The sequence below is a fragment of the Rhizobium sp. LEGMi-198b genome, assembly GCF_054114205.1.
Map to the genome: position 1 here is coordinate 351,686 of NZ_JBSYVH010000003.1, position 19,823 is coordinate 371,508.

The following is a 19,823-nucleotide window of genomic DNA, read 5'->3' on the forward strand; positions in this document are numbered from 1 at the left end:
CGCCATCATAGTAGGCATTTCAGTCCCCTTAGGGTTTATTCCGGTTTTGCTGCAACAAACGCAGTGCGCCGCTCGATCTCGAGAACATCATCAGGCCTCGGGAAAGGGGTCGGATCAGGCTGGCCGGTCTCCATCGGACGACCAATCTGCTCGAAGAAATCCTCCAAACCGTTCGGCTGAATGAACCAAAGCCAATGTAAGTCCTCATCAATGCCTGTGTTGATGAACATGTGCCTGCGATTGCGGCCGACAAAGATAGTCACCCCAGGCTCGGCATCATATTCGATGCCTTCGACGACAGCCTTGCCCCTGCCCGAGATGAAGTGCAGCACCTCGTCGTGAACAGGATGTGCGTGTTCGCGTACGTAGCCTTTCGGAGGCAGGGTTTGGGTTCCGAGGCTGAAAGGCGTTTCGACATTAACAAAGCCAGGTGCCACGCGAACGGAAATATGACCATTGGCCGGAACCGGCTGCCAGAAGTTCTTGCCTTCCTCCGGCCGCAAAATGAGCACGTCGCCCTTCTTCTCTTCGATTGTTTGGGTCATTTCAAACTCCTTCACTCTGCTGCAGGCAGGTAGTATTCGGCCGCCTGCGGCGGCAGCGTCTTTCCAAGGATGTCGTCGGCGAGCTTCTCGGCCATCATGATGACCGGGGCGTTCAGGTTACCACTAACGATTGCTGGCATGATGGAAGCGTCGATGACGCGCAGGTTTTCGAAACCGTGGACGCGCGCTTGCGCATCAACCACCGACATTTCATCTGTTCCCATTCGGCAGCTGCAGCAGGGGTGATAATTCGTTCCGGCTTCCTTGCGAAGGAATTCGAGGATCTCTTCGTCGGACTGAACGTTCTTGCCCGGCGTGACTTCCTCGCCCCGAATATCGTCCCAAGCCTGCTGAGCGACAATTCTCCGGATTGCGCGGACTGCCTCGATTGCTTCCTTCCGGTCCTCCTCGTTCTCAAGAAAGTTGAAAACGAACTTCGGTGCGACGTCGGGATCTGCACTTTGAAGCCAAACGCGTCCCTCGCTTCTCGGCCGCATCAAGCTGAAGAAATACTGAAAGCCGTTCTCCAAGGCGACACTGCCGTGCTGCATCTCGCCTATGAGCGGCACGAATTCTAGCTGAACGTTAGGCACGGGATGCTTTTTGTTCGTACGCAGAAACCCGCCCACTTCAAAGAAGTTGGTTGCGCCGAGGCCCTTCTTTGCGATGAGCCACTGAAGGCCAAGCTTCAATTTGCCGAACCGCGTCAACTTACCGACGACGGACACCGGTTTCGTCGCACGGTATTGCACTGGGGCCGCGACATGGTCCTTCAACCCCCTGCCTACGCCCGGCAGATTTGCGACGACTGGGATCGAAAGCTTGCGAAGGTCTTCGGCGTCGCCAATTCCTGACAGCATCAAAAGCTGCGGCGAGTTGATGGCGCCTGCCGCCAGCAGAAGTTCCTTGTCCACGCCAATCGAGTAGTGCTTTCCGTCGATCCTGGCCTGAACCCTTACGGCGCGCTTTCCTTCAAAATCGATCTTGAGAACCTTGGCGTTGATCACAACGTCAAGGTTCGGCCGCTCGGGCTGAGCATGGATGTAGGCTTGCGAGGTGCTCCAACGGATGCCGTTGCCCACATTACGCTGGGTTATATGCACACCCTCTTGCCGGTAGGCGTTATGATCCTCGATATACTTGTGACCGGCCTGCTCGCCAGCCTTCAAAAAAGCCTGGTAAAGCGGTCCCTTCGCCTTGCAGGTCTCGATCTTCATAGGGCCTTTGCCGCCACGGTAGGCGTTGTTGCCCTTATCGGAAGTTTCCGCACGCCGGAAATAGGGCAGGACCTCCCTATAGCTCCAACCCTTGAGGCCCATCGCGGCCCAGTTGTCGTAGTCCCATGGATTCCCGCGTACCCAGTTCATGCCATTGATGGAGGAAGAACCGCCGAGGACGCGGCCGCGCGCCTCGAGCACCGTCCTGTCGTTCAAATGCGGCTCGGGCTCTGATGTATAGAACCAATTGAACCGGTCATTTGCTAGCGGAAGGGGGAGCGCCGCGGGCATGCGGATATAGATGTGCTGGTCAGATGGGCCTGCCTCCAGCAGAAGAACACGGTTTTTCCCATCTTCCGACAAGCGCCCGGCCAGGACGCTGCCGGCAGAACCAGATCCGATGATCACGTAATCATAACTGGAGCGTGACGGAGCTGTTGAAATCTTGCCCATTTTTTTCACCATTGTTGAGTTCGCAGATCCGCCATTTTGCTGACGGAGGCTATAACTGGCGTGCGTCATTACCAGCGAGAAAGCCATCTTCCTGGCTCCTAGTTCGGGGTCTTCCAGGTGTCACCGAGCTTGTAGCCCGTCGGGAACGGATCAGTTGGATCCAGCACATATTGGTGGAACGCGGTGATCCATGCCGTTCCCGTAATCGCCGGTCGGATTGCGTGCTGACCCGCAATCACCGTTGTCTCCTCGATTTCACCGATGAACTCGGTCCCGATGATCGACTCATGAATGAATTTTTCGCCGACGCCGATCTGTCCTTTCGCGTGCAGCACGGCAAGGCGCGCGCTGGTGCCAGTTCCGCACGGCGAACGGTCATGGCGGCCCGGGGAAACGATCACAGTGTTCTTTGAACGCTTGACGCCATTTTCGTTGCGAATCGGTCCAGCGAAAAGCGTCTGATTGATCGTGTGGATTTCCGGGTTTTCAGGATGAACTGCTGGCACCTGTTCAGCTGCAGCGAGCTTGATTTTCTCTCCAACCTCTACAAGCTCCGCGGCTTCGTCCTGGGTGATCGAATAGCCGAGCGCGGTCGCATCAACGAGCGCATAAATCATGCCGCCATAAGCCACATCGACCTTGACGGTACCGAGCCCAGGCACTTCGACGTGCTTGTCGAGCGCCATTACGAAGGATGGAACGTTTGAGAAAGTGACTCCGCGGACCTTACCGTCCTTGCAATCTGCTTTCACCTTGACGAGACCAGCCGGCGCTTCCAGCGTCAGATGGGTCACCGGCTCGACCATCGGCACCATTCCGGTCTCCAGCAGCACAGTCGCCGTACAGATCGTATTGGTACCCGACATCGGAACATAATACTCCGACTCCATGATAATGAAGCCCGCATTCGCTTCTGGATGGGTTGCCGGCAGGACCAGGTTGACGCATTGCGTGACCTTACCGCGCGGTTCGTGCAGAAGGAACTGTCGAAGTTCGTCGCCATGTTTTTCCAGATACTGCATCTTCTGGAAAATCGTATCACCGGGAACCGGGAGCACACCTCCCGTGATGACCTCATTTAATTCGCCCGCAGCATGAGCGCCGACGACTGTCACCATTTTACTGAAGCGCATGTTGAATACCCCTATCCGCAAAAATCGATCGCGGTTCTCTTGATTGAGAATAGGAGTAAACGTTTTCAGAAAATCCGTCAAGCAGCTCTGTTTGAGCCGCCGGGAGCGCGAGCAATCGAATCTCTCATGATTAGACTGGTCTCAAATTGCATCGAGGTGAGCTTCTGTCCTTCTTCGAGATTCGCGATCATCGCGCGTGCGGCGTACCTCCCCATATCGCCGGAGGGAACGGCAAGTGTCGTCAGTGGCTGATACAGGAGAGACGCGAAACTGACATCCTCAAATCCCGATACGGAAATGTCGTTAGGCACCTTGATTCCAAGCTTCCGGCACTCGGCAAGTACGCCGCAGGCAAGCAAGTCCGTCGCGCACATGACGGCAGTGACCTTTTGATTTTCCTCCAATATTCTCCGAAAAGCCTGGCCCGCATCATTGATTGTATAGCCTGGATTGACCACTTGTTCCGTGGTCTTGAAGCCATTTGCCTTCATGATGTCCTGATAGGCCTTCAATCGCGACTGCTGGCGGTCATTGCCCTTCGTCGGTCCTGAAATCAACGCGATGTCCTGGTGTCCAAGCTGCAGCATTAGCTGTGCGATCTTCTGCGTCGAGGCATAGTTGTCGATCCCGACCGAAGGAATCCGGTTTCCTTCAAGATAGGAATAGATTTGCAAAATGGGAACGCGATTTTTCTCGGTAAAATCAAGTAATCTCTCGTCATCGATACGTCCGAAAACAAGTAAACCCTCAGCGCCGCGATTTAAAAGCCGGAAAACAGCATCGAAGATCTTGCTATTGTCATATCCAGAGGTCTGGAGGAAGCCGACATAGTCATGGGCGAACAGGGTTTCCTGTATGCCGTGAGCAATTTCCGAGAAAATTGGGTCGTCTAACCGGGGGAGGAGCGTGCCTATTGTCCGGGTCCGCGCTATTTTAAGGGCTTTTCCGGCTGAATTCGTGGTGTAGCCGAGTTCTGAGGCTGCTGCCATAACCCGATCATACATGTCACGATTGACATTTTCCGGCTTGTTCAGAACGCGCGAAACTGTCGCAATCGACACATTGGCGATCTTTGCGACGTCATGAATCGTCGCGCGACGCTGATTTTCTGGCGTTTTCTTCATAATCTTTCATGGCTCCTTAGGGTGAGCGCGCTTTTTGGGCCCAAAATCATTTATTTTTATATTGGGTGAAATCCAACGCGTCCATAAAAACCGGATTGACAAAGCGAATTGCTGATGTTTTTGTGTAAACGTTTACTCGGCGGTGAGGAATAACTGCCGATTATGCCCATCAAAAATAGGGGAACTGATATGACACAACGACCATTCTCCAGTGAGTTGTCTCGCCGAGCGTTGATGAGAACGCTGGCGGCCGGTGCGGCAGCCTATGCATTGCTTCCTGCCGGTCGCAGCTTCGCCGCTGCAGCAGGCCTCAATATCCTCAACAGCAACGTCGCATGGTCGAACGCGCTGACGGGTAACGTCGCGAAGGCTTATGCTGCGGCAAAGGTCACCGGCGAGTCGAATCCCTATGAGGCCCACTACGAAAAGCTTCTGATCGAACTTAGTCAGGGTTCGAGCACCTTTGATATTTTTACCACCGACAATCTTTGGATCCGCCAGCCGTTGCGCAACGGATGGGCAAGTTCCTTCGATGACATTCGCGCCGAGGATTCTTCCCTGTCGGAAATTTCCGTCGACAAGCTTTCGCCGGCATCCACGACTTATACCGAATACGAGGGCAAACGTTGGGGCTTGCCGCTCGTGATGACCACTCCGGTTTTCGTTTACCGTAAAGACCTGTTTGAAAAGGCGGGCATCACCAAGGTGCCGGAAAACTGGGACGAGTATCGCGAAGCGGCTAAAAAGCTTCATTCCGACGAGGTCGCCGGCAACGTTCTGATGCTCGGCGGTCAAGATGCTCACATGAGCGGCGACTGGGGCAGTCGCCTCATGGGCATGACGAAGATCGCTCCTCACGACGACGGCGTTCTCGATGAGAACAACAAGATAGTCTTCAACTCGGAAGGCCAGGGCGCCCGCGCCATCGAACGTCTGCGTGAGGTGTTGCCGTTCACCCCGAAAGGTGTCGAGGGCTTCGACTACGCAGAAGGCTCCTCGACCATGCAGCAGGGCAAGGCTGCAATGATGATAACCTGGTCGGATGTTATCGTTGGTATCGAAGATGGCCCGTACAAAGGAAAATTCGGCTATACCGTTGCCCCGACTGAAAAGTTTCAGCAGCAGATGATCGGCGGTTGGTCGATCCTGATCAATGCCGCATCTGAAAATAAAGCCGAGGCCTACAAGTTCCTGAAGTGGATGAGTGAAGGCGAAGCCTACAAGCTGTTCCGGGAAGGTGGCGAATCCTCCCTTTGCCTGCAGTCCGACATCGATAGCGATGACGTTCTGGCCAAAGTCCCGATGCTGCAGGCTTTCCGCGATTTCAAAGCGCGTGGCACGACGCCGGTCAGCATCCCGCCCTATCGCCTGACAAATGCCGTTGAAGTTCAGCGCGTTCTCTATGAAAACATTCTGGCGGGCGTGAATGGCCGTAAGACGCCGCAGGAAGCCATGGAAGACGCCGAAAAGGCGCTGGCCTCCGTCATCCGCTCCTAACCCAAACATACAAGGTCACGGCACCCCCCGCGTGTTGCCGTGACCCGGTATAAGGACAATTCCCATGGCCAAAGCTGGCTCTATCGCGGCCCCCCCGGCTGCCCTAGGTGCGACGAAAGCGGTTCGTGCTGGTGAAAAGAACGTGCCAAGGCTACTGCTGGCACCGACACTCATTATCATGAACGTAGTGGGGCTCTACCCGCTGCTGCATTCGCTGTACATTTCGCTGACAAACTACAATCCGACGTTCGGCACTAACTACTCCGTCATCGGCTTTGCCAACTATGTTCGTGCCTTCAGCGACACCCAATTCTGGCACTCCGTCAGCCTGACGCTGCTCTTTACCGCTGTGAGCGTCACCCTATCCCTTACTTTGGCTGTGCTGCTCTCGCTGCTGTTCAATCAGAACAGACCAGGTTTCCTGTTCCTTCGAACGTTTCTGCTCATCCCGATGCTGATTACCCCAATCGCGGTTGGGATCGTCTGGCGCACCATGATGATGCCTGACCTTGGTATTCTTAATTACCTGCTGTCGTTCATCGGAATTGCGCCGCTCGCATGGGCAGGTTCTCCGAGCGGGGCACTTGCCTCAATTATCCTGGTGGACGTATGGCAATGGACGCCTTTCATGTTCATCATCATCTTTGCCGGTCTTCGGTCCCTGCCTCGCAGCCCATTCGAAGCTGCTCAGATTGATGGCGCGGGCCATTTAAGCACGTTCTTCCACGTCACGCTGCCAATGCTCAAGCCGGTGATCGTGATCGCGACCCTGCTTCGTATCGTGGATGCGTTCAGGACCTATGATACCGTTTACATCATCACACGCGGTGGGCCGGATTTCGCGACGGACCTACTTAGCGTCTATCTGCAGCGCGTTAACTTCCGCATCTTCGACCTTGGATATGGTTCGGCGTTGTCGTGGATCGCGCTCGTCATCATCCTTTTGATCGTCATCGTCTTCGTGAATGTGACCGGCTTCCTGAAGCTCGTCGCTGACAAAGAAAACCGCTGAGGAGCGCGACGATGTCCAACACAAGACTCATCAAAAAAGGCATCAACGGGACAGCCGCCTATGCCGCGGCGATCGCAGCGACCCTCTTCTTCGCCTTTCCAATCTATTGGATGGCATCTTCCTCCTTTAAATCGGAGGTCGATATCTCGGCTTTCCCGCCGGTTTGGTCTTTCGCACCGACCTTCGACAACTATCGGCAACTCTTCACCGAACTCAAGGCATGGGACGCCCTGATCAACAGCGCCCTGATTGTCGGTATGTCAACCTGCCTGGCAATGGCAGCCGGCACCATGGCAGCCTATGCGCTTGCTCGCTTCGAGATCAAAGGCAAGGAATTCCTTGCCTTCGAAATCCTGTCGATTCGCATGCTTCCTCCAATCGTGTCGGTCATTCCAATGTTCATCATAGCCCGTCAACTTGGGATTTTCGACACTCCGTGGCTGCTAACTGCCGCTTACGCACTCTCTGGTCTGCCGTTTGTCGTGTGGGTCATGCGCGTCTTTATTCAAGACATCCCGCAATCCATCGAGGAAGCGGCGATGATCGATGGATGCAGCCGGTTCGAAACGTTCTGGCGCGTCACGCTCCCGCTTCTCTTGCCGGGATTGGCAGCGACGATGGTAATTGTCTTCATGTTCGCCTGGAACGAGTTCCTCCTGGCAAGCATGCTCACCTCGCAGGAGGCGAAAACCTTGCCTGTTATCGCGGCTAACGCGATCAAGCCCAAGGCAATCGCGTGGGGTCTGGCATCCGCCGCAGGCGTCGTGATGTCCTTGCCGGTCGTCGTGCTCGTCCTTCTCATGCAACGCTATCTCGTCCGCGGCCTGACGCTCGGCGCGGTCAAAGGTTAAGGAGCCCTCCCATGGCTATTCACATCGATACCGTCACCAAGCAGTTCGGGCCGCTTCGGGTCGTCAACGGCGTCTCCGTCGATATCAAGGACGGCGAGTTCTTCTGCATGCTCGGTCCGTCCGGTTGCGGCAAAACGACCACCCTGCGCATGGTTGCTGGACTTGAGCTTCCGACCTCCGGCCGCATCAGCATAAACGGGGCGGACATGACCTACGCCGAGCCACGCCACCGCGACATCGCGATGGCGTTCCAGGATTACGGTCTTTATCCGAATATGACTGTATTTAAGAATATCGAGTTTCCTCTCAAGATCCGGAAGTTTGATGAAGCGAGTCGCCGGCGAAAGGTCGAGGAGACGGCCGAAAAGCTTGGGCTTCACGAATACCTGCAGCGCAAGCCGTCGCAGCTTTCGGGCGGACAGCGTCAGCGCGTTTCCCTAGCGAGGGCTCTCGTGCGCAATCCTAAGGTCTTCCTGATGGACGAGCCCCTTTCCAACCTCGATGCAAAGCTTCGCGCCGTAATGCGGACCGAGATCAAGAAGCTTGTCACCAATCTCGGCATTACCACGATCTACGTAACCCACGACCAGATCGAAGCGATGGCAATGGCCGACCGCATCGCTGTCATGAGCAAGGGAAACATGGTCCAGATCGCCTCGCCACTGGAAGTCTATGACCGCCCGAAGACCCGCTTCGTGGCAGAGTTCATCGGCTCCCCACCGATGAACCTGTTTTCCGCCCAGCTCAAGCCGGGCACTGCTGTGACCTGCGTCATCCCTGGCTTTGCTCATTCTTTGACCGAGGATGAACGTGCATTTGCGTCCCAGGTCGTGGACGCCAAGGGCGGCTTGCTGCTTGGCATCCGTCCGGAACACCTCATGGTGACCGCACCGGGCAAGCAAGGGGCGACGGACGCACTGGTGGAGCTAGTCGAGCCTCTCGGCCAAACAACCAACATCTATGTCAGTGTAGGCGACATCCGGTTCGTTATCGTCACCGACCGTACCCAGGTGAAGGCCGGCGACACCATCGGAGTGGTGGCCCCATCGGAACTGCTGCGCGTGGTTGCCAATGACGATGCCGTCGTGCGGCACTAATCTTGCTGCTCACGTCCAACAACGAAGGAATAAAAATGACCAACGTCCGAGACTATGGGAACTGGATCGATGGTTCCTGGGCCAAGACTTCCGCCAGCGTAGAACGAACCTCGCCCGCAACCGGCAAGCTGCTTTCTCGCTTTGCAGATAGCGGCGAACGTGAAGTCGACCTCGCTGTCAAAGCGGCGAGGAGAGCGTTCGACGACAGGTCGGTCTGGTCCGCACTTCCAGGCTCCGAACGCGCCAAGGCAATTGGAAGATGGATCGAGCTGCTCACGCTGAATGTCGACAAGCTTGCCAAGATGGAAGCTGAGGAAGTGGGTAAGCCCATCCGCTTCGCCAAGGGCGAAACGGAGTGGTCGATCGAGCTTGCCAGCTATGCTGCAGCATTGGCATGGCAAATTCCGAGCGATCTCGTGTCGAACATCGGCGATGCAAATCTTGGCTTGGTGGCGCGCGAACCGCGCGGCGTTGTCGCGATGATCACGCCCTGGAACTTCCCGCTGGTGACCCTCTTTCAGAAGTTACCTTTTGCACTCGCTGCGGGCTGCACGACGGTAATCAAGCCGTCGGAACTCACATCGAGCACCACTCTAGAAATTGCAGCACTTGCCAAAGAGGCGGGCATCCCCGATGGCGTGATCAACGTGGTGACGGGCTCCGGCCGCGCTGTCGGTGAAGCGCTGACTGGTCATCCTGGGGTCGACATGATTTCGTTCACTGGATCGACTGCCGTCGGGAAGCGGATAGCCGCTCGCGCCGCCGAACAGATGAAGCGTGTCGGACTGGAGCTCGGCGGCAAGGCCGCAAACGTGGTGTTTGCGGACGCAGATATCGAAGCCGCACTGGATGGCGTCCTATTCGGCTACATCCTGAACCAGGGTGAGGAATGCGTTCAAGGCACGCGTCTGCTGATCGAGGAACAGATCGCAGACACGTTCATCGAAAAGCTTGTCGAGCGTTCGCACAAGATCCGCATCGGTCTGCCCGAGGACGCTGAGGCAGATCTCGGTGCGCTGATCCACGAGCAGCACATGGAAAAGGTTCTTGGCTATATCCAGGTGGGGCTTGATGAAGGCGCGAAGCTGGAAATCGGGGGTAAGCGTCTTACCGACAGCACATTCGGAAAGGGCTTCTATGTCGCGCCGACGATCTTTTCCGGCGTTACGCCCAACATGAAAATCTTCCGCGAGGAGATCTTTGGACCAGTGCTCGCGGTGACGACGTTCAAGACGGTGGACGAAGCCATCGAGCTTGCGAACGACACGAACTATGGTCTCGGCAATGGCCTTTGGACCAAGGACATCGACAAGGCGATTCGGGTTTCGCGCGAATTGAAGAGCGGAACGGTCTACGTCAATACGTTCCTGGAAACATCCGTCCAGATGCCGTTCGGCGGGTTCAAGGAAAGCGGTATCGGACGCGAGAACGGCATGGACGGTCTTCTCGAGTTCACAGAGGTCAAGTCGGTGTTCATTAAACTCGGCCAACGGCCGCACGCCTTGCCACACACGGCAAGCTGATCCGCCACGGCGGATCCGACCGTTCTTGAAGCGTTACACCTCCCCAGCGGTCGCGGCTGGTGACGGTTGGACATAATATGTCCCCGTCACCAGCTTTCCCGAATCTACAGCATTAGAGAAGATTCCATGGATGAAAGTCTGCTCGCCCCAAGCCTCTCCGACGTACGGCACGAATATGACTCGCTTGGGCCAGTCGACGTACCGTATACCGCCTATTTCGGTGCCCAGACTGCTCGGGCGATCAGCAACTTTCAAATCTCCGGAATTCCAATCGGCCATTATCCGCTATTTATCAAAGCGCTTGCGTTAGTGAAAAAAGCTGCGGCCAATGCAAATTGGCAGCTCGGTGATTTGCCGGAAGAAAAGCGCACGGCGATAGCGCTGGCTTGCGACGATATTGCCGCAGGTCGGCTCATGGACCAGTTCATGCTCGACGTTTTCCAGGGCGGGGCAGGGACGTCCACGAACATGAATATCAATGAGGTCGTTGCAAATCGCGCGTTGGAGCACCTCGGACTCCCGCGTGGCCGGTTTGACGTCATCCATCCGAATAATGACGTGAACCTTTCCCAATCGACAAACGATGTCTATCCGACGGCAATCAGGTTGGCCCTGCTCCTAAGCTATAAGCAGCTCTCAACGGCGATCTCAATCCTGGCCGACGCTTTTGAAGCGAAAGCCGATGAGTTCAAGGACATCGTCAAGCTCGGTCGTACACAGTTACAAGACGCCGTGCCCATGACCCTTGGACAGGAATTCATGGCGTTCGCAGTCACGTTGCGCGAAGATATTCAGCGTCTGGAAGATGGCGCCACACTGCTTCAGGAAGTCAATCTGGGCGGGACCGCGATCGGAACCGGCATCACCGCTGATCCCCGTTACGCAGCTCTCGCTATCGAAGAACTTTCAAAGATCGCGAACGTGCCCCTTCGCCCGGCGAGCGATCTCGTCGAAGCGTGCTGGGATACTGGAGCTTTCGTCCTGTTTTCCGGGATGCTCAAACGCATAGCTGTGAAAGTCTCGAAGATCTCCAACGATCTCCGGCTCCTGTCCAGCGGACCGCGAGGGGGGCTCGGCGAAATCAGTCTTCCGTCCGTGCAGCCCGGGTCATCGATCATGCCTGGCAAGATCAATCCCGTGATACCCGAAGTCGTCAATCAAGTCGCTTTCCAGGTCATCGGTGCCGATCTCGTGGTGACGATGGCCGCCGAAGCAGGCCAGCTGCAGCTAAACGCGTTTGAACCGGTCATCGTATTCAATCTTCTGCAGTCAATGACCCTTATGACCAATGCGCTCCATACGCTGGCAGACAAATGCGTACGGGGGATCGTTGCAAACGATGAACGCTGCCGTGAGAACCTGGAGGCCGGGACGGCGCTTGCTACAGCGCTCACATCCTTGATCGGGTACGAGCGTTCCGCTCTGCTTGCCAAGGAAATTCTGGCAAGCGGCTGCACGATGCGCGAACTTCTCGAAGCCGATCACACGCTTTCGCCGGAATTGATCAATCAAGTGCTCGATCCGAGGGCGCTCACGCAGCCAACGCGGCTTCGGCTTGCTTCGAAGACGGAATGACAGACAAAGAGGCACGCACGTGGATCTTCAGTTCGAGCGGCAACCACACACGATTATCTTCGACTTTGACGGGGTCGTCCTCGATTCAGCCCGGTTGAAGACGATGGCATTCGCACAATGCTATGAAGGTGAAGACAGAGCCAAGATCGCAGAGGTTATTCGCTACCAGGAGCAGCATGGCGGTATCGGAAGGCAACAGAAGTTCGAGTACTTCGAAGAGCATGTTTTTGGTCGTGAGGCCGAGCAAAAGCGGATCGCTGAACTCTGCGAGCGATTCGGAAACATTATCGACAACGCGATGATGGAAGCGCCTTTCATCCCGGGCGCGCGCGAGCTTCTTGAGGACCTACTGGACCATATTCCTCTTCACGTGGTCTCTGGAATGCCCGATCACGATCTTAAATTAGTTTTGGCGCGTCGAGGACTGCAGCGCTTCTTTGTGTCGGCGGCCGGATCACCGAAGAAGAAGCTATCCGAATTCCAAAGGATTCTGCAGAGCGAGCGCTGCGCGCCTTCTGAGGCGCTCGCCGTCGGCGACTCTCGGACGGAGTTCGACGCCGCCGTAACACTCGGCATACCCTTTCTGGCTGTCGTTGCAGATAACGCTCCGGACTTTTTTCCTGCCAGCACCCCCCGTTGCCGTGACCTGACAACATTCCGCACGCTGATGCCTTTGAGCTGGTAGCTGCGCCGATGTGTTTTGATACTCATGCCACCGCTACGCGGACGCGGATGCGGATCACGGCTCTCGGCAATGAGTTCGGTCTGTTGGCCATAGACGTCTTCCATGCTTCGGCGATTTCCTATGCGGCCTTCACGATCCTCTTTGCGATGGACTGAACTTGATCCTAGTCACGCGCGAGACGAAGTTCGCTATTGGGTTGTATTCTTCAACGACGAAACTGTCGTTGAAATTGGAGAGTCCGACCAAGTGTTCGAAACCCCATATGTTTGGCAGAAACTGCTTGCTCGTACCATGCTGGCAGCGAACCAATTGGGCATTCGTCAGTGTCTTCCCCGACGATAATCTTCCAGTCGACACCGGATACAAGCCGTTGCATATGAAAGCATGCAGGGGTATCTCCGTTCCGGAGAACCGGTCGGATTCAGATGGCAGACGTTCCTAGTTCATTTCCTCCTCCGAGCACGTCCCTGTCGAGCTTCCTCGACGGTGAGTCCGATACTCGTTTTCGAAAGCTGATCAACGATCTACTGAAGATGTCGAGCGCCATGCTCGCTACTCGCGAGCGGTACGCACAGCTCATCGGCCTGACGCCTCCGCAATATTCCATTCTTATGGCTGTCGCGGATGCCGGCCAGACGACAGTGGGGCAGCTAGCCGCAGAACTTGATGTCTCCGGGCCTTTTATTACTGCGCAAGTCAATCATATGGTGAAGGCAAAGTTGCTGGAGAGAGCGCCTCATCCCGCAGACAAGCGCAGCTCCCTTATTGTACTCACCGATAAAGGAGTAGCGCTTGTATTAAAGGTCGCCCCGATTAGGAAACTCGCGAACGACATGATCTTCCGCCCTTTTGAAGGAAGAGATGCGGGCCAGCTAGGCGATACCGTGAATCTTCTCCTCCAGCAGATGCGCGCGGCATTACACAAGCTCGATGAGCCGAATTTAGATAACTAGATTACATACTTTACATACATAATTGAATTATGTATATCTTGCTCCCGTGATGTCGCACACAGGAGATTTAGATGACTCGCGCACTCGCAATTGATGAAAACCACGGGGCGATTCTGATCGTGCCACCGAACGCCGGTGAAAATCACTGGCAGCCTCAACCGGCCAATGGCCAGGTTTCGGTACGCGTTGCGCCGCACCTCGTCGAAACGATGACCCCGTTTAGTCTGGGAACCCAGACGCTTCCGCCAGGTGGCTACGTTCGCGAGCACGATCATCCGGAACACGATGAAGTCCTCCATTTCATTTCCGGTACGGGGAAGGCCTACGTTGACGGCGTCGAGTATGTTGCTGAGCCGGGGCTGACCATCTTTGTCGGCAAGGGGCGCAAGCACAAGTTTGCCAACGACGGCTCAGGCGAACTCCACTGGCTTTGGTTCATCACGCCGAACGGCCTGGAGACGTTCTTCAGAGATGTTGGACGACCGGTCGTAGTCGGTGAGCCGGATCCGACGCCATTCGCCCGTCCGGACAACGTCCGCGAGCTTGAACGCAACACCGCGTTTTCGTGAACGCCCAGCTTAACTTCCCGACCAATCCGGAACTTTAGGAGATCAAGATGACGATCGTAGAAAGGGTCAGGCATTATATCGCGCTGCGCCGCGCAATACGTGAGCTGAGTTCGCAAGACGACCACTGCCTTAGCGATATCGGCATCGACCGGAAGGAAATCGGCACGTCGGTTCGTCGACGCTGACACCCTCCAGACCTGCCCTCATCGAAGGCTGCCGTGCCCCACGCCGCCGCGTCGGTGCGGCAGCCTTTCGAACGTTTTCGAACTCGATTTTATCTATCCGCTATCAGAGGTCAAAGCGCTGTGAGTTTGACTCACGAAACGATTCCGAGGAGCTTGATGGGCTTGAAACTTAGCGATCAAGAGAAAAGGGAATTGCGGGGTCGTCCCGCGCCTCTCTGGAAGGCTTTGGCATTTACAACTTTGGAAAGATCTACAAGGGCGACTTGCAGATCTGAGCCGCCAGGCGCCACCCGGCGGCCCGGTCCCTCTCATCCCGTAAATTCCGACTAGGAGGTGATCTCAACTCGTGATCCGTCGGGGGAAGCTATGACGGCTTCATAAAAGCCGTCTCCGGTCGTGCGCGGTCCAGATACCAGAATGTTCTCGGCCCTGCAGCGGTTGGCCAACTCATCGACAGCCTCGGAGCTGCCAAGCGACACGGCGATGTGATCCCATCCCGTGGATTCGCGATATTCTGCGCCGTCGATCCACGGTCCGGTCATGATCTCAATCTGGGGGCCGCCGCCGGGCAGGGTGACAAACCTCGAAATGAAGCCAACCCTTCGCTTGCTGTGGTAGGCGTGACCAATTTCTGCGCCGAAATAGTCCCGCCAGAAAGCGGCCTGACGATCGAGGTCGGGTGTCCAGAGGGCAACATGTGCGATGGGCAAGGCTTTTCCTTTCAGGTTTTATTCATCCGATATGCGGTTGTCTCTGCTATCGGCAGCACACGACGGCGCCCCCTAACGCCGTTGGGCGTCTCCTCTTTCACCGATGATGCGATCGAATGAAAGTAGCGAAATATATCTGTCTATGCGGCTGCGTCATCTGTCAGGAGCGGGTCAGGCACCCTCGCCTGTGGTTGCTCCAAGAACGAGTTCCGGCTTCACCAAGATTTGAAGCTTCGGCGTCTGTGTCGAATAGAGGAGGCTCTGCAGCGCATCGAAAATCTGTCGTGACAAAAGATCGACGTCAAGCCTGCAAACTGTAACAGCGTGCGAGGCTTCAACGGTCGAAAACGAACGGTGATTATCGTAAGCGATCAACGACACCTCTTTGCCGACCATCAGGCCCTGCGCGTGCGCCCACCGCATTAGGCTGTAAGCCGACGCGAGCTCCGGGCAGAAGACCGCCGTCGGTCGCTCGCCCGGCAAGCCTTGAAGGTGGCGTTGGAGAGCACAGACGTTTTCGACCGACACTATTGGAGAGAGACCGAAGGCACCCGCATGCTGTTTGCGCGCCTTCTCGATGCCATCGCGGAACTGCTGGATGCGCGGGGAATTATCGTCGACCAAAACGAGGCGGCGGTGTCCGAGTTGAAACAGCAGCCTGCTTGCGTCGAAGGCACAATGCTCGTAGTCGACATCGACGCATGCAAATCCTTCACGGCTTCTCGTTTTCGCGCCAAACGCCACGACGGGCATCGGCCAATCTTTCGTTTCAGATAGCACTGCGGCCGGATTGATCAGTAGGACGGCATCGATCACGCCCTCGAGATAAAGCTGACGGGAAGCGTTCAAGCCGCAGTCGCCGGTCGCCGGAATGAGCACCAAGTGCAGCCCGTGGGCACTCGAGACAGCCGTCAGGGATCGCAGCAAATCGACTTCGAGGGGCAGGTCGGGACTGCTGCCCACGGTCGTCCAGACGAGGCCGACGGCGTTTGCCCGTCCGGTAGCCAGGCGCCGAGCGCTCTGGCTCGGCCTGTAGCCGTTTTCCGCCGCCGCCTTCAGTACCCGCAGCCGCGTTGCTTCCGCAACTTCAGGGTAGCCGTTCAGAGCACGGCTGATTGTCGTCTGGGACAGGCCCAGTAGGTTTGATAATTCCTTGAGATTCACTGGTCTATGCTGCGATGGCTGACATGGTTTGCGCGATTACAAACTCCTCCACGGATTGTCTTAGCCGAAGCGATTCCTGCGCCAGAATTTGGCTCGCCGCATTCGTCTCCTCGACCATTTCCGTGTTCTGCTGCGTAATTTTGTCCATTGCTGAAAGGGCTGTGTTCACTTCGCGAACGCTGTTTGATTGATCCCTCGTCGCCTGCGCGATCGACGCTACGTCGTTTTTGATCGCCGCGACCTGGGTGATGATGGTTGAAAGGGCCGTACTCGTCTTCTCGACGAGGGCGGCGCCGTCTTGAACCTCTGCTGCAGAGCCGATGATAAGGGTCTTAATCTCCTGCGCGGCCGCCGCAGAGCGCTGGGAAAGCTCACGCACTTCCTGCGCGACCACCGAAAATCCTTTGCCGGCTTCGCCGGCCCGCGCCGCCTCGATGCCGGCATTAAGCGCGAGCAGATTGGTCTGGAAGGAAATGTCGTCAATCAACTCAATGATAGTGTTGATCTTGCTGGAGGCGCTCTCGATGCGCTGCATCGCCTGGACGGTATCGCCGACGACCTTGGCGGAGGATTCGGCATTCTTATTGGCAAGAGCGACGGCCCGATCAGCGCGCGCAGCGATTTCAGCAGAAGCCTGGACGGTCTTACCGATCGTTTCCATTGCAGCAACTGTCTCCTCCAGCGAGCAGGCCTGCTGTTCCGTCCGGCGTGCCAGTTCGACTGAGGCGGTCGACAATTGGCTGCTGTTATTCTGCATGGCGATAGCGTTCTGCCGGATGGAGGAGAGGCTTTCGCTCAGCTTGGCGATCGATGTGTTGAAGTCGTTCCTCAGCCGTTCCAGGCTACCGACAAACGGCTTATCGATCCGCTGCGACAGGTCGCCCGCAGCAAGATTGGCCAATGCTGCGCCGAGGATCTGCACCGCCTCGCTGATATTGTCCTGAACCGCCTGTCGTTCTTTTTCGTTGGCTGTCCGCTCTGCCTCCGCGATCCTGCGGGACGAAAGCGCCTGCGCCTCGGTATCGAGCTTGGAAATCGCGTTGCTCTTGAAGACGGCCAGCGCCCTCGCCATATCGCCGATCTCGTCGCGGCGCTCCCGTCCGTCGATATCGGTGGAGATCTGGCCGTCGGCAATCTGTCGCATGGCGCGGGTAATAGAGCTGATCGGCCGGCGCAGTGTCCAGACCAGCCCAAAGCCGGCAAGCAGCGCTATTACGATGCCCGTAGCCATCGCGGTGACGGAAACGGAATTGGCAAAGGCTGTTTGCGACTGCGCTGTATTCTTCTGGTTCTCCGCAAATCGTCTGAGATCGTTCCAGGCTTGATCGACGGCTGCGCCAGCGCCATCGAAAGCGTCGCTGCGCTTGCGGTTGGCGTCGATCAGGGATTTCGTATCCGTCTCCATGGAGTTCACGATCGAAAGAAGATCAGCAGACGCCTGTTCCAGTTCCTGTTGGCCGCGAGACACGGCGCGCACGACTTGCATGTCATTCTGTGCATCATCGAAGCGAATCGTCAGGTCACTCCGGCTCGCGTCAGTCGCATCGCCGAGGAAACGCGTGGCGGCGAGCTGGATGGCGTGAACCGATTTTTGCAGCTTGGTGGTGGTCTTGGTGACCGCTTCCAGGAGCTTGCCCGTCTTCTGTGCGGTCTTTTGCTGCGCCGATAATCCGTTCAGCTTCTCAAGAACAACATCGGGTGAGGCGTTGTCGCGAGCAGCCTGTAGGGTATCGGTCAACAATGTGCCGATCGAAGCGCGATCCGAATTGGCCTGCTTTGCAAAGGCCTGGGTGCTGGCATCGAGCTTCTCCGCGATCACGGTAAGGTCATCTATGTTCTTCGCGATCTTGATGCGAAAGCCCTGTTCTGCGACGAACACTTCCCAAAGCACGCCGATGCTCTGCTCGATCTCCTCCGTCCGCTCCCGCGCCTGGTGCAGCAATTCGGTGTCCTTCTCACCACCCATGCCATCCAAAACTTTGGTGAGCACCGCCTGCTGATCGACCAGACGCCCAATGACGGCGGCCTTGTTTGCCTCCGTCGTGTTGCGCAGAAATGCGGTCATGTCTGCATAGGCATCCTTGAAGCCGGTTAACGCGTTAAGCACATGGTTCGAAACGGACAGGCGCGAGCTCAGCACGCCCGAGGAATAATAGCCCATGACCCCGAGGCAGCCGATCGTGGCCAGCAGCGGCACGAGAAAGAAAATGACTTTCGTCTGAATCTTGAAGCGGGATAGAAGGGCTTCCACTCGTTGTCTCCCAGAAATCCTTTCGGCTCTGAAGCCTAAATGACCATGTCAAATTCGAAAAAAATCGACGTCGTGGTAAACGTATACTCATATAGAATGATTAAATTTCAATGAGTAGCTTTCAAAGTGTGTTCAGAGGCGCCATGGCGCCGAAAAACGCGGGATATCACTGCTTTCAGGCCATTCCAGCATAAGAAAACGTTGCCAGAACGCAGTGAACGCGGAGCGTTCCGGCCAGGCAGCGCCACTTGCGATCGTTTCGATCGACAACACTGGGATGCTGGTTCGTGCTTGTGCAGGCGATCAAGCCTTTGCGTTCTCCGCTAGCCGTGCGCGGCGTGAGGCTGCAAATTGCCCGGCAGGTCGATTGCCTCATATTCCCAGTAGGGATGCGGGCCATATACGCCGGCGAGATAATCGATGAAAGCCCTGACCTTGGCTGGAAGGAAGTGGCGGCTCGGATAAACGGCGGAAACCGTAATATTGTGTGAGCCTTCAATTTCGGGCAGGACACGGACCAGTGCTCCCGCTCGCAATTCGGCGCCGATGTCCCAGGTTGAGCGAAGAGCGATGCCGATGCCAGCAATGGCCGCTTCCCGTACAACCTCGCTAGAATTGGTCGTCAGGCTCGCCTCGGGGCGGATAACGATCGCGCCTCCAGGCCCCACAAGGCGCCAGGGATCGCCATTGTGGGCTGGCAAGCAGCGATGGCTTTCCAGATCCTCGACGGACTGCGGGACCCCATGAGTCTCCAGGTAAGCCGGTGATGCACATAGGATCCGTCGCACCGGCGCCAGACGGCGCGCAATTAGGCTGGAATCGCTCAGTTCCCCCACCCGGATTGCCAGATCGTAACCGTCCGCCACGAGGTTCGAAAACCCGTCGTTCAGGATGAGTTGGACAACAACGTTCGGGTTGCTGTCCATGAATCCCTTCAGATGTGGCGCGACATGCATCCGTCCGAAGGAGGTCGGAGCAGATAGCCGCAGCGCCCCGGTCAGATCTGTCGTCCGGCCGGAAATATAAAATTCCGCCTCCTCGATGCCGGCGAGAATATTGACGACCCGGTCGTGAAAGCCCAGTCCGGCTTCTGTAAGCGTCATCTGCCGGGTCGTTCTTTGCAAAAGCCGCGTGCCAAGCCGGTCTTCAAGCCGCTTGATTCGTTTCGAAACTACGGCCGGCGAAAAGCCGAGCAGCTTGCTCGCATGGGACATGCTGCCCGTCGCCACCACCTTCGCAAATACCTCCAGATCGCCAAGATTCGTCATCATTCAATCTT

General features: G+C 56.5%; 18 protein-coding genes. 10 read left to right on the top strand and 8 right to left on the bottom strand.

Features of this window, described 5'->3' with window-relative positions:
* Nucleotides 1-35: 35 nt before the first annotated feature.
* The 4 genes from ACXHXG_RS14530 to ACXHXG_RS14545 form a co-directional block, all read right to left on the bottom strand.
* On the bottom strand, nt 36-545 hold the full coding sequence (locus ACXHXG_RS14530) for a cupin domain-containing protein (protein ID WP_457899705.1): 510 nt from the start codon (nt 543-545) through the stop codon (nt 36-38).
* An 11-nt stretch (nt 546-556) separates the two neighbouring features.
* Nucleotides 557-2,302, bottom strand: a complete 1,746-nt coding sequence (locus ACXHXG_RS14535) for a choline dehydrogenase (RefSeq protein WP_457899706.1) — start codon at nt 2,300-2,302, stop codon at nt 557-559.
* Nucleotides 2,303-2,313: 11 nt separating this feature from the next.
* Nucleotides 2,314-3,348, bottom strand: a complete 1,035-nt coding sequence (locus tag ACXHXG_RS14540; protein ID WP_457900008.1) for a proline racemase family protein — start codon at nt 3,346-3,348, stop codon at nt 2,314-2,316.
* A gap of 77 nt (nt 3,349-3,425) precedes the next feature.
* A complete protein-coding gene (locus tag ACXHXG_RS14545; protein ID WP_457899707.1) occupies nt 3,426-4,472 on the bottom strand; it encodes a LacI family DNA-binding transcriptional regulator in 1,047 nt (348 codons plus the stop codon).
* Between the two features lie 234 nt (nt 4,473-4,706).
* Between ACXHXG_RS14545 and ACXHXG_RS14550 the strand changes: the two genes are divergently transcribed.
* From ACXHXG_RS14550 to ACXHXG_RS14595, 10 genes are all read left to right on the top strand, one after another.
* Entirely contained in the window at nt 4,707-5,969 is a 1,263-nt protein-coding gene (locus tag ACXHXG_RS14550; RefSeq protein ID WP_457899708.1) for an ABC transporter substrate-binding protein, read from the top strand.
* 64 nt (nt 5,970-6,033) lie between these two features.
* Nucleotides 6,034-6,981, top strand: coding sequence for a carbohydrate ABC transporter permease (locus ACXHXG_RS14555; RefSeq protein ID WP_457899709.1), 948 nt, complete (start codon nt 6,034-6,036; stop codon nt 6,979-6,981).
* An 11-nt stretch (nt 6,982-6,992) separates the two neighbouring features.
* Complete coding sequence (locus tag ACXHXG_RS14560; RefSeq protein ID WP_457899710.1) at nt 6,993-7,832, top strand: carbohydrate ABC transporter permease; 840 nt, start codon at nt 6,993-6,995, stop codon at nt 7,830-7,832.
* Nucleotides 7,833-7,843: 11 nt separating this feature from the next.
* Complete coding sequence (locus ACXHXG_RS14565; RefSeq protein WP_457899711.1) at nt 7,844-8,929, top strand: ABC transporter ATP-binding protein; 1,086 nt, start codon at nt 7,844-7,846, stop codon at nt 8,927-8,929.
* A gap of 35 nt (nt 8,930-8,964) precedes the next feature.
* The gene (locus tag ACXHXG_RS14570; protein ID WP_457899712.1) at nt 8,965-10,452 is read left to right on the top strand and encodes an aldehyde dehydrogenase family protein; all 1,488 of its coding nucleotides are present in this window, start codon (nt 8,965-8,967) and stop codon (nt 10,450-10,452) included.
* Nucleotides 10,453-10,578: 126 nt separating this feature from the next.
* Entirely contained in the window at nt 10,579-12,027 is a 1,449-nt protein-coding gene (locus tag ACXHXG_RS14575; protein WP_457899713.1) for an aspartate ammonia-lyase, read from the top strand.
* A gap of 19 nt (nt 12,028-12,046) precedes the next feature.
* A complete protein-coding gene (locus ACXHXG_RS14580) occupies nt 12,047-12,712 on the top strand; it encodes an HAD family hydrolase (protein WP_457899714.1) in 666 nt (221 codons plus the stop codon).
* Nucleotides 12,713-13,137: 425 nt separating this feature from the next.
* Nucleotides 13,138-13,665 carry a MarR family winged helix-turn-helix transcriptional regulator gene (locus tag ACXHXG_RS14585; protein ID WP_457899715.1) on the top strand — a complete coding sequence of 176 codons (528 nt, stop codon included), beginning with the start codon at nt 13,138-13,140 and terminating at the stop codon, nt 13,663-13,665.
* Nucleotides 13,666-13,736: 71 nt separating this feature from the next.
* Nucleotides 13,737-14,234 carry a cupin domain-containing protein gene (locus tag ACXHXG_RS14590; RefSeq protein ID WP_457899716.1) on the top strand — a complete coding sequence of 166 codons (498 nt, stop codon included), beginning with the start codon at nt 13,737-13,739 and terminating at the stop codon, nt 14,232-14,234.
* 47 nt (nt 14,235-14,281) lie between these two features.
* Complete coding sequence (locus ACXHXG_RS14595) at nt 14,282-14,419, top strand: YjiS-like domain-containing protein (protein ID WP_457899717.1); 138 nt, start codon at nt 14,282-14,284, stop codon at nt 14,417-14,419.
* Nucleotides 14,420-14,745: 326 nt separating this feature from the next.
* On the opposite strand, the gene ACXHXG_RS14600 is transcribed toward ACXHXG_RS14595, so the two are convergent.
* The 4 genes from ACXHXG_RS14600 to ACXHXG_RS14615 form a co-directional block, all read right to left on the bottom strand.
* Entirely contained in the window at nt 14,746-15,129 is a 384-nt protein-coding gene (locus tag ACXHXG_RS14600) for a VOC family protein (RefSeq protein ID WP_457899718.1), read from the bottom strand.
* Nucleotides 15,130-15,300: 171 nt separating this feature from the next.
* Nucleotides 15,301-16,293 carry a LacI family DNA-binding transcriptional regulator gene (locus tag ACXHXG_RS14605; protein ID WP_457899719.1) on the bottom strand — a complete coding sequence of 331 codons (993 nt, stop codon included), beginning with the start codon at nt 16,291-16,293 and terminating at the stop codon, nt 15,301-15,303.
* Between the two features lie 4 nt (nt 16,294-16,297).
* The gene (locus tag ACXHXG_RS14610) at nt 16,298-18,544 is read right to left on the bottom strand and encodes a methyl-accepting chemotaxis protein (RefSeq protein WP_457899720.1); all 2,247 of its coding nucleotides are present in this window, start codon (nt 18,542-18,544) and stop codon (nt 16,298-16,300) included.
* Between the two features lie 323 nt (nt 18,545-18,867).
* Nucleotides 18,868-19,812: a LysR family transcriptional regulator gene (locus ACXHXG_RS14615; protein WP_457900009.1), complete on the bottom strand. Its 945-nt coding sequence runs from the start codon at nt 19,810-19,812 to the stop codon at nt 18,868-18,870.
* Nucleotides 19,813-19,823: the final 11 nt, after the last annotated feature.

What these genes read in the sequence shown, in the direction of transcription:
- ACXHXG_RS14530 (WP_457899705.1), bottom strand. Translation starts at nt 545, where the DNA reads ATGACCCAAACAATCGAAGAGAAGAAGGGCGACGTGCTCATTTTGCGG.
- ACXHXG_RS14535 (WP_457899706.1), bottom strand. Translation starts at nt 2,302, where the DNA reads ATGGCTTTCTCGCTGGTAATGACGCACGCCAGTTATAGCCTCCGTCAG.
- ACXHXG_RS14540 (WP_457900008.1), bottom strand. Translation starts at nt 3,348, where the DNA reads ATGCGCTTCAGTAAAATGGTGACAGTCGTCGGCGCTCATGCTGCGGGC.
- ACXHXG_RS14545 (WP_457899707.1), bottom strand. Translation starts at nt 4,472, where the DNA reads ATGAAGAAAACGCCAGAAAATCAGCGTCGCGCGACGATTCATGACGTC.
- ACXHXG_RS14550 (WP_457899708.1), top strand. Translation starts at nt 4,707, where the DNA reads ATGAGAACGCTGGCGGCCGGTGCGGCAGCCTATGCATTGCTTCCTGCC.
- ACXHXG_RS14555 (WP_457899709.1), top strand. Translation starts at nt 6,034, where the DNA reads ATGGCCAAAGCTGGCTCTATCGCGGCCCCCCCGGCTGCCCTAGGTGCG.
- ACXHXG_RS14560 (WP_457899710.1), top strand. Translation starts at nt 6,993, where the DNA reads ATGTCCAACACAAGACTCATCAAAAAAGGCATCAACGGGACAGCCGCC.
- ACXHXG_RS14565 (WP_457899711.1), top strand. Translation starts at nt 7,844, where the DNA reads ATGGCTATTCACATCGATACCGTCACCAAGCAGTTCGGGCCGCTTCGG.
- ACXHXG_RS14570 (WP_457899712.1), top strand. Translation starts at nt 8,965, where the DNA reads ATGACCAACGTCCGAGACTATGGGAACTGGATCGATGGTTCCTGGGCC.
- ACXHXG_RS14575 (WP_457899713.1), top strand. Translation starts at nt 10,579, where the DNA reads ATGGATGAAAGTCTGCTCGCCCCAAGCCTCTCCGACGTACGGCACGAA.
- ACXHXG_RS14585 (WP_457899715.1), top strand. Translation starts at nt 13,138, where the DNA reads ATGGCAGACGTTCCTAGTTCATTTCCTCCTCCGAGCACGTCCCTGTCG.
- ACXHXG_RS14590 (WP_457899716.1), top strand. Translation starts at nt 13,737, where the DNA reads ATGACTCGCGCACTCGCAATTGATGAAAACCACGGGGCGATTCTGATC.
- ACXHXG_RS14595 (WP_457899717.1), top strand. Translation starts at nt 14,282, where the DNA reads ATGACGATCGTAGAAAGGGTCAGGCATTATATCGCGCTGCGCCGCGCA.
- ACXHXG_RS14615 (WP_457900009.1), bottom strand. Translation starts at nt 19,812, where the DNA reads ATGACGAATCTTGGCGATCTGGAGGTATTTGCGAAGGTGGTGGCGACG.